The organism is Vibrio sp. B1REV9 (assembly GCF_905175395.2).
Lineage (GTDB): Bacteria > Pseudomonadota > Gammaproteobacteria > Enterobacterales > Vibrionaceae > Vibrio > Vibrio alfacsensis.
In genome coordinates this window covers 546,783-559,900 of sequence record NZ_CAJIMW020000221.1, presented here as the reverse complement: position 1 = coordinate 559,900, position 13,118 = coordinate 546,783, and the positions used below count along the sequence as shown (strand labels likewise).

General features: G+C 44.8%; 9 protein-coding genes and 2 tRNA genes. 6 read left to right on the top strand and 5 right to left on the bottom strand.

Annotated features, from left to right (window positions below; genetic code table 11):
• Positions 1–127: 127 nt before the first annotated feature.
• The 3 genes from menC to KHN78_RS02920 all read left to right on the top strand — a co-directional run bounded on the left by menC (position 128) and on the right by KHN78_RS02920 (position 2,856).
• Positions 128–1,117, top strand: a complete 990-nt coding sequence (menC, locus tag KHN78_RS02930; RefSeq protein WP_211919759.1) for an o-succinylbenzoate synthase — start codon at positions 128–130, stop codon at positions 1,115–1,117.
• On the top strand, positions 1,102–2,532 hold the full coding sequence (gene menE, locus KHN78_RS02925; protein ID WP_211919758.1) for an o-succinylbenzoate--CoA ligase: 1,431 nt from the start codon (positions 1,102–1,104) through the stop codon (positions 2,530–2,532). Before menC ends, menE begins: the two co-directional genes overlap by 16 nt.
• Before the next feature lie 135 nt (positions 2,533–2,667).
• Positions 2,668–2,856, top strand: a complete 189-nt coding sequence (locus KHN78_RS02920) for a hypothetical protein (protein ID WP_128811299.1) — start codon at positions 2,668–2,670, stop codon at positions 2,854–2,856.
• An 11-nt stretch (positions 2,857–2,867) separates the two neighbouring features.
• On the opposite strand, the gene KHN78_RS02915 is transcribed toward KHN78_RS02920, so the two are convergent.
• From KHN78_RS02915 to KHN78_RS02905, 3 genes are all read right to left on the bottom strand, one after another.
• On the bottom strand, positions 2,868–3,773 hold the full coding sequence (locus KHN78_RS02915) for a YeiH family protein (protein WP_211919972.1): 906 nt from the start codon (positions 3,771–3,773) through the stop codon (positions 2,868–2,870).
• 160 nt (positions 3,774–3,933) lie between these two features.
• Positions 3,934–5,808, bottom strand: a complete 1,875-nt coding sequence (locus KHN78_RS02910) for an MFS transporter (RefSeq protein WP_211919757.1) — start codon at positions 5,806–5,808, stop codon at positions 3,934–3,936.
• Between the two features lie 13 nt (positions 5,809–5,821).
• Positions 5,822–6,412: a TetR/AcrR family transcriptional regulator gene (locus tag KHN78_RS02905; protein ID WP_211919756.1), complete on the bottom strand. Its 591-nt coding sequence runs from the start codon at positions 6,410–6,412 to the stop codon at positions 5,822–5,824.
• Positions 6,413–6,658: 246 nt separating this feature from the next.
• Between KHN78_RS02905 and KHN78_RS02900 the strand changes: the two genes are divergently transcribed.
• Positions 6,659–7,531 (top strand): Tim44 domain-containing protein, encoded by an 873-nt coding sequence (locus tag KHN78_RS02900; protein ID WP_211919755.1) that lies wholly within the window; start codon positions 6,659–6,661, stop codon positions 7,529–7,531.
• Positions 7,532–8,051: 520 nt separating this feature from the next.
• Here the strand turns inward: KHN78_RS02900 and KHN78_RS02895 are convergent.
• Positions 8,052–8,136 (bottom strand) — tRNA-Tyr (locus KHN78_RS02895).
• 95 nt (positions 8,137–8,231) lie between these two features.
• Positions 8,232–8,316 (bottom strand) — tRNA-Tyr (locus KHN78_RS02890).
• Positions 8,317–8,620: 304 nt separating this feature from the next.
• Here KHN78_RS02890 and KHN78_RS02885 point away from each other — a divergent pair.
• Both KHN78_RS02885 and vmeF read left to right on the top strand, forming a co-directional pair.
• On the top strand, positions 8,621–9,700 hold the full coding sequence (locus tag KHN78_RS02885) for an efflux RND transporter periplasmic adaptor subunit (protein ID WP_211919754.1): 1,080 nt from the start codon (positions 8,621–8,623) through the stop codon (positions 9,698–9,700).
• Positions 9,700–12,813, top strand: coding sequence for a multidrug efflux RND transporter permease subunit VmeF (gene vmeF / locus KHN78_RS02880; RefSeq protein ID WP_128811293.1), 3,114 nt, complete (start codon positions 9,700–9,702; stop codon positions 12,811–12,813). The genes KHN78_RS02885 and vmeF overlap by 1 nt, the downstream gene beginning before the upstream one ends.
• Positions 12,814–13,118 lie beyond the last annotated feature (305 nt).

Sequence of the window (13,118 nt, the reverse complement as noted above, 5' to 3'; positions counted from 1 at the left end):
TATAAAAGAGAGGAGCCAAGAGCTCCTCTGTTTCGTTATTCGTCCTGAGCGCCTCGCTTTTCTGGGAAGCTAATGGCTTTTCTCATTGCGGTGCTCAGGTTATGTAGCATTACATAGGATTCGAATTATGCGTAAAGCGAAGATTTATCGTTACTGCTTGCCGATGGACAGTGGCGTAATACTGCGTGATAACAAGTTAACTGAGCGTGTCGGTTATATCATTGAGTTGGTTGAGGGTGAAAAGCTGGGCCGAGGTGAAGTGGCGCCTTTGATTGGTTTCAGTCTTGAAAGCACACAAGAAGCGGGCGTTCAACTTCAAGAGCAAGCAGAACGTTGGGTTGCTCATTTACCGATCGACTACAAACATATGTTTCCGTCGGTTGCATTCGGTTTATCGATGGCCCAGTTAGAGCTAACTGGTGGTTTACCTGAGCAAGGTCAGTATCAAGTGGCGCCATTATGTAATGGCGATCCAGATGAGTTGATCCCAAAGCTGAATGAAATGGAAGGCGAGAAAGTCGCGAAAGTAAAAGTTGGGCTTTATGAGCCTATTCGTGACGGCATGCTCGTGAATCTGTTTCTTGAGTCTATTCCACAGTTAACGTTACGTCTTGATGCAAATCGTGCATGGACACCAGAGAAAGCACAACAATTTGCCAAATATGTTGCCCCGTCTCTGCGCCAACGCATTACTTTCTTGGAAGAGCCGTGTCGTTCCCCGGGTGACAGTTTGTCGTTTGCGATAAATACTGGTATTGCGATCGCGTGGGATGAAACATTACAAGATGCTGTGCGTCGTGAAGATTTTAGTTTAGAAGATCTGACAGGTGTAAAAACCATCATCATTAAGCCGACATTAATTGGTTCCGTTGATTTTTGTATTAAGCTCATTGAAAAAGCCAAATCGCTAGGGATGAAAGCCGTTTTAAGCTCAAGTATTGAATCCAGCCTAGGCCTCACTCAACTTGCCCGTTTTGCGCAATGGCAGTTGCCTGATGAGATCCCAGGATTAGATACAATAAGCTTATTCAAAGCGCAGCTCGAGCAAGGTTGGCCGAAGTGTGAACTTCCAATTGTTCCTCTATCAGAGCAGGAGTTAGTGTGGCATTCAGCATAGACACTATTGCGATTGCACCATGGAAGTATTGGGCTCAAGTGAGCCCTTTTTCTATTGCACTTGAAACCACCACAGAGTCATTGAGTTGGCAGCAACTGGCAGCTCGTGTCGACCGATATACTCGCTATCTTCAACTGCAAGGCGTGACGGCTGGGGATGTGGTGACGTTAGTGGGCAAAAACCAAGTAGAAACACTTTGGTTTTACCTGGCGAGTCAGCAACTCGGCGCGATTGCTGCGTTGACCATGCCACAGCCTATAGAGGCACTACAAGGTAAGCTAACCACTCTGTATAAATCGAATCAGCAACGCTTTGTTTGGTTTGCTGATAATGCGGCGACGGCATATTCAGAGACGCAACTATCACAACTTGATGTTACTTTGCTCTCCTATCCTGTGATTGAAAGCACCGAGCTCACTTTCTCAGCAGAAGATTATCAACACGATACACTCGCCTCAATTGTATTCACTTCTGGTTCGACAGGGACACCCAAAGCTGTTGCTCATACGCACAGGCAGCATCTTGCTTCCGCTCAAGGTTTATTGAGTGAGTTTAGATTCAATCAGCAGAACACGTGGTTGCTCTCCTTGCCGCTGTACCATGTTTCTGGACTTGCGATTGTCTATCGTTGGTTGTTTGCTGGTGCAACACTTAAGGTTGGAAGTGGCAGTCTTACTGAAGACATCATTGGTGCATCTCATGCATCTTTAGTCGCGACACAGCTCAAGCGCTTATTGGATGGGAAAGTTGAGCTGTCTCTTACGCACGTTCTGCTAGGAGGCAGTCATGTTGCCCATGAATTGGCATTAAGCGCGACTAAGCAGGGTATAGAAACTTGGCTAGGTTATGGCATGACGGAAGCGGCATCTACCGTAACGGCCAAACAAATTGACCGTGTGAGTAATGCGGGGCATCTTTTGAAAAATCGTGACATTAAGATAGTCAATGAAAGGATTTATATTGGCGGTCAGACGATTGCAAAAGGATACTTTTATCAAGGAGATCTTACATCGCTAGTGGATGATCATGGTTGGTTTGACAGTAAAGATCTTGGTGAGTGGCAAGGCAATGAACTCAAGATCATTGGTCGTGCAGATAACCAGTTTATCTCTGGAGGTGAGAACGTTCATTGTGAAGAGATTGAAGCGGTATTGAATAAGATTGATGGTGTTACTCAAAGTATTGTGGTGCCGATGGAAGATGCTGAGTTTGGTCATCGCCCGATAGCAGTGCTGCAAACCGACACGATGGCAACTAAGGACGAATACGAGATGCATTTACGAGCGCATCTTGAAAAGTTCAAATGGCCGATAGCCTACTACGTAATGCCCCAAGCCTTATTGGAAAGTGGAATTAAAGTATCGCGTAAAGCGGTGAAAGAATGGCTGCAAAGCGAGCTAAAACAGTCGATATAGGCGCAATGGTCTAAAAGGAAATGGTAACAACATAGTCAATTTTGCTATGTGTTAGTCGGAAACGGAATTTCTTATCTTTATAACTCTGAATCATAATCATGCTCAAAGATTAGGAAATTAAGCATAAGGTTCAGGATGATCAAATTCGTGTTAGCTGCATCGGTGTTTTTGCAAATAGGTATTGCAGTTAGCAGTGAGGGATTAACGCGTTCGCTCGCTGAGTTGACCGCCTTTCTCGTTGCGATTGCTTTAGTGTTAGTTCATAAAAGCCAACGTGTGCGAAAGGACGATCAAACTCAGCCTCAAAAAACGGCCCGTAATTAGCGACAGACAAATCAGCTAATCAGTAACCATCCTAATGATGTCGTTGAGATCAGTACCCACAGGGTGACACCAAACATCAGGGGTTTCGCCCCGGCAGATTTCAATTTTGATACTGAAATACTGCAACCAATTAAGAATAAACACACCACAAGCGCTTGTTTTGCGATAGCGAAGATACCTTGATAAATCGCTTCAAACTGAGGGAAGAAATCGCTGAACGCAATCGCAGCGCAGTACCAGAAAATGAAGTAAGGTATAACTAACTTACTTTTACTCTCATCCTTGTTTCCACGAGAAAAAATGACTGCGCTGATCAGAGCCACTGGAATGATCCATAATGCGCGCGCCAATTTTAGTGTTGTCGCTGTGGTTAGCGCTTCCTCTCCGTAGGCTGAGGCCGCCCCCACCACTGATGAAGTATCATGAATAGCAATTGCCGCCCAAGTGCCGAACGTGTGTTGATCAAGACCAAGTGCATGACCAATGACAGGGAAGATAAATAGGGCTAAAGAGTTGAGAACAAATACGGTAGCGAGGGCTAGCCCGATTTGTTCATCTTTTGCTTTGATCGCTGGCGCTACAGCTGCAATCGCACTGCCACCACAAATGGCAGTACCCGATGCAATTAAGTAAGCGGTGGTTCGCTCAAGCTTGATGGTTTTGGCGATCAACATACCAATGACGAGCGTGCCAACAATGGTGGCAATGATTAGGCCAATACCATCAGAAGTGACAGCGAGCGCTTCTTTAAAATGAATACCGAAACCTAGGCCAATAATGGAATAAGACAGCAGCTTCTTCGTGAATGAAGCGATAGGAAGCTCTGTAGGCACAAGGCTAAAGCTGGCTAAAAGGAAACCAATGACAAGCGCAATAGGAGAAGACACAAAAGGGGTGAAGCAAAATAGCAGTGCCAATCCAAAAGGGACATTTTTAATATTCAAAGGGGCAGTTCGAGTGAGTAAAAGAAAGTTTTAAGTATATCGCAACGCGAATGATCAGAAAGTTTTAATGATCTGAACACCCGTTCAGAAAAACTAAACGAAAGTTCAATACCATTGAATCTGTCTTTCATGATTACCGCCAATCGCCCCTTAGAGCTTTCACTTTATCAAACATCGCTTGAGCTGTGGCATCTTTTGGTGCGACAGGAGAACCTGCTTCAATTTCTAACTTAGACCAGAAGCGTGTCGGCAACCCTGAACAAGCGCGGCCTTTTGCACGACTGAAATAACTGCCCCATAAGCCTTTTAATGCCATTGGGATAACAGGCACTGAGCTGCGACGAAGAATAATGTCGATGCCTCGCATAAACTCGTTCATTTCACCATCTGAGGTGAGTTTGCCCTCAGGGAAAATACAGACGATATGTCCCTCATTGAGTGCTGTTTCTACATCGCTAAAGGCGCGACGAATGGAGGTGCGATTATTTGCAGAAATAGGGATAACCCCGGCTCGGCGGAGGAAACGTCGTAGCGGAGGTAAATTGGCATAATCTTCCTCCATGACAAAGCGAATCAAGCGTGGGCAAACGGCGCTTATTAATAGCGCATCCATATAACTGACGTGATTACACACCAATAACGCACCGCCATGTTCAGGCAAGTGATGGAGATTTTTATGTTTTACGCGGTAAATGGTGTGAGTCAGCATCCATACAACAAAGCGTACAACGAAGATCGGGATCTGCAGAAAAATATAGGTGGCCACCAAGAAGTTCAGTATGGCTAAGAGCGCAAACAGCTGAGGAATGCTCATTTCAAGCACGCTCAAGCAAATAATTCCCAGTATGGCGCTGCCTACCATGAACAAAGAATTAAAGATGTTCAGTCCGGCAATAACTTGGGCACGCTCGGTTTCTTTGGCTCGATGCTGCATAAGGGCATAGAGAGGAACAATGAATAAACCACCCGATATACCTATCATCAGTAAATAAAAGAACAGCGGCCACAGATCAGCGTAGCGAATGAACGTCAATAACGTGTGGAATCTTGGTAATTCATCCGGGATGGATGTCGCCATCAAATAGCCGAAAATCGTGATGCCTAGCGCCCCAATCGGAACAATGCCAATTTCAATGCGGTGGTTTGAAAACCAGTTGCAGGCTAATGAGCCTAGAGCAATACCGACTGAAAACAGAGCGAGCAGGAAAGATACGGCCGTCTCTGTACCGTTTAAATACACTTTGGTGAAGTTTGGAAACTGAGTTAAGTAAGCCGCCCCCAAAAGCCAAAACCAGCTAATGGCCATAATGCACTGGAAAACGATACGATCAGATTTCGCAATAGAAAGGGTATGTTTCGTTTGTTTATACGGTTGCCATTTAAATTGAATATCTGGCGCACAGGATGGTGCGAAAGGGATATGCCGACTGGCTAAATAACCAAGTAATGCAAAAATGACCACGCTAAAAGCAGCAATATACTTAGCATTGTCAGCTGAGGCGATGAAACCCGCACCAATCGTACCAATGAGAATCGCAATGAATGTACCTGCTTCAACGAGAGCGTTACCAGGAACCAATTCTTTGTCTGAGAGTTGTTGCGGTAATAATGCGTATTTTACAGGACCAAAAAAAGCGGATTGTGTTCCCATAAGGAAGAGTAGAAGCAATAACACGCTGTAGCTTTCAGTAATAAAACCAATCGCCCCGACGGCCATAATGGCGATTTCAAATAGCTTTACCTTACGAATAAACCATGATTTTTCGTATTTGTCGGCCAGAACACCGGCGGAAGCAGAGAAAAGAAAAAAGGGCAGGATGAAAAGTCCGGCCGCTAAATTTATAAATAAATTGCTCGAGATCGGAAGGGCGCTTGAACCAGCAAAAGCAACAAACAGCAACAGTACATTCTTGAAGATATTGTCATTGAAAGCGCCAAAAAACTGAGTGATGAAGTAAGGCAAAAACTTTCGTTGACGCAATAAGGATGACTGGCTGTCTGATGACATGAATGCTCCTCGATTACCAGTTAGTCAGGTAATTGGAAAGGAGGTTGTTGATGAGCTCTTTTCCATCTATTGGTTCACTAGAGAAGAACTTGTCATCAACACTGAGTAACGTTATTCCATGAACGCCGGACCACAATACACGACTTGCCTGCAGTACCTCGGATCCCGAACGGTGAGGCGCAATTTGTGTAAGCAGTGATTCGAGCATACCTGTCATGCCATCAATGCGCTTAGCATGCCACTCGGGAAGTTGTGCACCGTTCATATTGTGTTCGAATACAAGTTGCCAACGATGGGGGTGTTGCTGTGCAAAATCATGGTAACAGTAGGCAAGCTCGAAGAGTGCCTGCTGAGCATCTTTACTATTCTTGGTTGCCTTTACGGCTTCTTGCTGTAACTCATCTAAAGTTTGCGCAACCGCGTGCAGAAGCAATAAATTGTAGTTACCAAAAATATTGACTAATGTGCTTGGTACATAACCAATCAAATTGGCTATCTTGCGAAGGCTGAGTTCGTGGTAAGAATGCTCATCTAAAAACTGTTTGACCGTGGTTAAGGTCAAATTGACTAGCTCTTCTCTGGTGTGATCGTTTCTGCGCGCCATAATCTAAAACAACTTATTGAACATCGTTCAATATGATAGACAGCTACGGAATATGCGTCAATAAGATAGGGTAGTGAGATGTGTAAGGCTTTGGCAATATTCTGATACATGTCTTCTTATTTGGATTGTTTCATTGTTCCGCCATCGGGGGTATGATGCCAACATGTTCATCTTTAGCATGAGTTCATCTATTCTTTATGAGTGAGCTGAATGCTGAGACACTTATCGTCAACACTAAGGATAACGATGAAACGTTTATTTTCGATTGTTGCTTTACTGATGTTTACTGTCGCCGTTACGCCGATCGCGGAAGCGAAGAAATTCGGTGGTGGTAAATCGTTTGGTAAGAGTTACAAAACTGCGCCTGCTCCTAAACAGCAGCAACAAAACACAAATACCATTGGTAAAGAACAAGGTGCTAAATCATCAAGTAAAAAGGGCTTGATGGGTGGTTTACTTGGTGGTCTTCTTGCTGGTGGTCTATTGGCCGCATTCTTTGGTGGTGCGTTCGAAGGTATCCAGTTTATGGATATTCTTATCATCGGTTTGATTGCTTTCGTTATCTTCAAACTGATGCGCGGTATGCTTGGCGCCAAGCAAGGCAGTATGAATCAGCATCGTCAGCAACCTGCATTTGGCGGCAATGCATCTAAGTTTGAGCAACCAAACATGCAAAACTTTGAGCAGCAACCAAACACAAATGCGGGTGGTTTTGGTGGTTTCGGTTCACAAACTGATATCCCACATAATTACCCACCAGGTTTTGACCAAGCAGCATTCATCAATGGCTCTCGTGAGCACTACCGAATCTTGCAAGGTGCATGGAACCATAACCAGCTGCACACTATCGAAGAATACGTATCTCCAAGCCTGTTTGAAGACTTGAAAGCAGAACGTGCGAAGCTAGATGGTGAACAGCACACTGATGTGATGTATGTTGATGCAGAGATCGTGCGTGCAGACTACGATGCGAGCAAAGCACAATTAAGCCTACAGTTCAGTGGTCGTTACCGTGATGCACAGGAAGGTATCGAAGAAGAAATCGAAGATATCTGGCACCTAGAACGAGATCTAACCGTGCCAAATGCGCCATGGTTGATTGTTGGTATTCAAGGTTAATCACCGACAGCGTTCAATTTAGTCTTAATAAAATCCCGCTTGCTAGCGGGATTTTTTGTATCTGTACTAATCTAAACAACCTTTGAACACTCTTTTGCTCAATGGCTTGTTCAAGTCATTTATCACAACCTTCATAGCATCCTGTATTCGAATTGGTATCAATACTAGGATTAGGAACAATGATAGTAAATAACGACTTATCGATAATTCTCACCTTGTTTTGAAGCATTTTCCCTACGTTAATTCAGAGTACTTAATTTATTTGGTATTACCTTGATCACTTTGGCGTGTTTGAATCGAGTATTGCTTTGCTTGATTCTCACTGTCTTACTGAGAGAAATCTCTTTATATGAAAGGTACGTGGGTATTAATGGTATGCGGGGAATATTAAGTGAACAAGAAAGGAAAGGATTATGTCTGTGGCAAATGACAAAAATCTGGGGAAAGATCCACAAGCGTGGTTTGAAAAGTTAGGTGCACAGAGCGGAAAAAGCCAGCTCGATGAGCTGGCTTCTTAATATGGTGGAGGGGGACGGATTCGAACCATCGAAGGCGGAGCCGGCAGATTTACAGTCTGCTCCCTTTGGCCACTCGGGAACCCCTCCAGGGTATTTTTTATGCTTCACAGAGCAAACTTAAAAAGTGTTTTCCCAACGCGCTTTTCAAGCAATTTCTCACGACAAAGTCACAAGAAGAAATATGGTGGAGGGGGACGGATTCGAACCATCGAAGGCGGAGCCGGCAGATTTACAGTCTGCTCCCTTTGGCCACTCGGGAACCCCTCCAGGGTGTTTTCATGCTTCTAGAGCATGCTTAAAAGCTGTTTTCCCAACACAACTCTCAAGTGCGGAGCGAATCATAGCAAACTCGACCAAGCTGTAAAGCGTTTTTCTTGTGTTTTTACGCCGAATGCTGCCTTTTTGGGCAAAGATGATAGAAACTCACCATTTTGTCTTGGCAGCGAGCAATTTGTCACCAAGTTTCTCGTCTATAACTATTTGTTCGAATTTACACTCCTTGACGTTACTGACGATATGAACTGATAAACTGGCATCAATTTAATGACATAGACCTAATTGACTTCAAATTATGAGCATGAGAGCCACTTTATCTGTTTTAACGCTTTCTATTTTAATGTCATCACCAATGGCAGTTGCGGCACAGCGAGGTCCATCTGCTGTTACGGTTGTGACAGAGCAAGTAGAAGTACACGAAATCAACCAATCTTTATCTCTTATTGGCAAGTTAGAAGCGGCAGAATCCGTGATAGTCGCTTCTGAAGTGTCTGGTAAGGTGAAGCAAATCTCGGTGAGTGCTAACCAGAACGTCTTACAAGGGCAGTTATTGATTCAACTGAATGACGAAAAAGCGCAAGCTGCATTAGTAGAAGCCAACGCTTATTTAAAAGACGAGTTGCGTAAATTGAAAGAGTTTCAGCGTTTGGTAAAGCGTAATGCGATTACACAGACTGAAATTGATGCGCAAAAAGCCCGAGTTGAGATCGGTGAAGCCCGTCTTGATGCAGCAAAAGCCAACCTATCGGATCTTCATATTAGCGCCCCTTTTGCTGGTACCGTTGGTTTCATTGACTTTAGTCGAGGCAAGATGGTGAGCGCAGGCTCAGAACTGCTGACTCTGGACGACTTGTCTGTCATGGAGTTGGATCTGCAAGTACCTGAACGCTACCTTTCGATGCTTTCTGTTGGCATGGAAGTGCACGCTACGACTAGTGCTTGGAATCAGCAAGTTTTTACCGGCAAAGTGAAAGGCATCGATACTCGTATTAATGCAGAAACATTGAACTTGCGTGTTCGTATTCAATTCGATAATCCTGAAAATCACCTAAAACCAGGCATGTTGATGAATGCGTCTCTGGCATTCCCTGCTATTGAAGCGCCAATTATTCCAGTGCAAGCCTTGGAGTATTCAGGCACCAAACGTTTTGTTTATGTGGTTGATGAAAACAACAAGGCAACGCGTCAAGAAGTTCGCCTAGGTGCGCGAGTGGGCAATGAGGTCGTGATTGAATCTGGTGTTGAGATTGGTAACAAAATTGTGGTTCAAGGCATCGTGAACATGCGTGATGGCGTTCAAGTTAAAGAAATCACGGCGCCCGTAAAAGCTGAGGAAAAGAGCTCGAAAAATCAAGCAGCTAAGGACGTGAACTAATGTTGCTCTCTGATGTTTCAGTAAAACGTCCTGTTGCGGCGTTAGTATTGAGTTTGCTGCTCTGTGTGTTTGGTTTTGTTTCATTTACTAAACTTGCCGTACGTGAAATGCCCGACATCGAAAGTCCAGTTGTTTCGATCAGCACGCGCTACGAAGGGGCATCGGCGACCATTATTGAAAGCCAAATTACCTCCGTGCTGGAAGATCAGCTTTCTGGTATCAGTGGGATTGATGAAATCAGCTCAACCACACGTAACAGCATGTCGCGTATTACCATCACCTTTGAATTGGGGTATGACCTAAACACGGGTGTGAGTGATGTTCGTGATGCAGTGGCTCGTGCTCAGCGATCCTTGCCTGATGAAGCTGACGATCCTGTGGTGTTTAAAAACAACGGCTCGGGCGAAGCCTCGCTATATATAAACTTGAGCTCGTCGGAAATGGACCGTACACAGTTGACTGATTATGCCGAGCGAGTGCTGATGGACCGCTTTAGCTTGATTTCTGGGGTGAGCTCTATTGATCTGTCTGGTGGTTTGTACAAAGTTATGTACGTGAAGCTCAAGCCAGACCTGATGGCGGGCCGTTCAGTGACCGCGTCGGACATTACCTCTTCACTACGCAAAGAGAATCTAGAAAGTCCTGGTGGTGAGGTGCGTAATGACTCAACCGTGATGTCTGTGCGTACTGCTCGTACATATAATACACCGGAAGATTTTCAATATTTGGTTGTGAAGCGCGCGAGTGATAACACCCCTATCTATTTAAAAGATGTCGCGGATGTGTTTATTGGCGCGGAGAACGAAAACTCTACCTTTAAGAGTGATGGCATCGTTAATATCAGTTTGGGGGTGGTTCCTCAATCGGATGCTAACCCGCTGCAAGTCGCTAAGTCTGTGCGCAGCGAAGTGGATAAAATCCAACAATTTTTACCAGAGGGTACACGCCTCGCGATTGATTACGATGCGACGGTGTTTATCGAACGCTCGATAGAAGAAGTATATAGCACCCTATTTGTTACGGGTGGCTTGGTTATTCTCGTTCTGTATATCTTTATTGGTCAAGCGCGCGCGACCTTAATCCCCGCTGTTACGGTGCCAGTCTCGCTGATTTCGTCATTTATTGCGGCGTATTACTTTGGCTTTTCAATCAACTTGATCACGCTAATGGCACTGATTCTTTCTATCGGCTTGGTGGTTGATGATGCGATTGTTGTTGTAGAAAACATATTCCATCATATCGAACGAGGTGAGTCCCCACTGCTTGCTGCCTATAAAGGGACCAGAGAAGTAGGGTTTGCGGTTATCGCAACGACGTTGGTGCTTGTGATGGTGTTCCTGCCAATCTCCTTTATGGATGGTATGGTTGGACTGTTATTTACCGAGTTCTCAGTATTGTTGGCGATGTCAGTGATCTTTTCTTCTTTGATCGCATTGACGTTAACGCCAGTACTTGGCAGTAAGATCCTTAAAGCGAATGTGAAGCCAAATCGCTTTAATCAGGCCGTTGATAAGCTGTTTTCACATTTAGAAACTGGTTATCGAAAAGCCCTGAAAGGCGCACTTAAGTTACGTTGGGGGGCACCGCTGGTTATTTTGGCGTGTATGGGCGGTAGCTATGTGTTAATGAACCAAGTGCCAGCTCAGTTGACGCCACAAGAAGACCGTGGCGTTATCTTTGCGTTTGTTCGTGGTGCTGATGCAACCTCATATAATCGCATGTCGGCGAACATGGATATTGTCGAAGACCGCTTGATGCCTTTGCTTGGTCAAGGGTTCTTGAAATCATTCAGTATTCAAACGCCAGCGTTTGGTGGTCAAGCAGGCGACCAAACTGGTTTCGTTATTATGATTCTGGATGACTGGAACGAACGTAATGTGACCGCTCAAGATGCGTTGAATCAAGTGCGTAAATCACTGGCCGGTATTCCAGATGTACGTGTATTCCCGTTTATGCCGGGTTTCCGAGGCGGCTCAAGTGAACCAGTTCAATTTGTTTTGGGTGGGTCTGATTATGAAGAGTTGCTAACGTGGGCTGAATTGTTGAAGAACAAAGCGGAAGAGTCCCCAATGATGGAAGGTGCGGAAATTGATTATTCCGAAAAAACACCAGAGTTATTGGTTACGGTAGATAAGCGACGTGCTGCTGAGCTTGGTGTGAGTGTTCAAGAGATCTCTGATACCTTAGAAATCATGCTGGGTGGTAAAAGTGAAACAACCTACGTCGAACGTGGTGAAGAGTACGATGTTTACTTGCGTGGTGATGAGCACAGTTTTAGCAATGCGGAAGATTTAAGCCAAATCTATCTGCGCACCAATAGCGGTGAATTAGTGACGTTGGATTCGGTAACTCATATCGAGGAAGTCGCGGCATCCATTCGCCTATCGCATTACAACAAGCAGAAGTCCATTACGATCAAAGCGAATCTGTCAGACGGTTACACATTAGGTGAAGCCTTGGATTTCTTAGATCAACAAGCGATAGACAATCTACCGGGTGATATTTCGGTGAGTTACTCGGGCGAGTCTAAAGACTTTAAAGAGAACCAAGCGAGTGTTGCTGTTGTGTTTGCTCTAGCGTTGCTTGTTGCATACCTTGTACTGGCGGCTCAGTTTGAAAGTTTTGTGAACCCACTTGTTGTGATGTTTACCGTGCCGATGGGCGTGTTTGGTGGCTTCTTAGGGCTTGTTGTCATGAGCCAAGGGATGAACATTTACAGCCAAATCGGCATGATAATGTTGATCGGTATGGTAACGAAAAACGGGATATTGATTGTTGAATTCGCGAACCAATTGCGTGATCGTGGTATTGAGTTTGAAAAAGCAATCATTGATGCGGCGGCGCGTCGTTTAAGACCAATCATGATGACGGCATTTACTACTCTGGCAGGCGCGATTCCTTTGATTGTCTCCACTGGTGCGGGATATGAAAGCCGTGTTGCAGTGGGTACGGTTATCTTCTTTGGAATGGGCTTTGCCACCTTGGTTACGTTGTTCGTTATTCCGGCTATGTATCGTTTGATCTCGGCGAATACTCGCGCTCCTGGTCATGTAGAAGCGGAACTGAATAAAGCGTTAAGTCATGACACTAAAGGGCGAATTGCTCACCCGTAAAATGTCAATCGACTAAACCTCAATAGCGAAACCTAAGCACCGACCACGTAAGTGGCTCGGTGCTTTTTTTTGTTGTTTCTCATATATGGGGATATAAACAGGCCCTAATAATCTTAAGTGAGTTTTCCAAACTGGATAGAACGCATTCCCCTTAATATGCCTAAGAGAAGAAAGGACCTTGATGATTAATAAGGTTTGACTAAGCTCGTTTTGGAACACGAACAGGGCAGAGTGGTGCTTGGCCGGATCGAAAAGACTGATTGGCTAGCAATAAGAAAGCCCACCGAAGTGGGCTTTGATTAGAT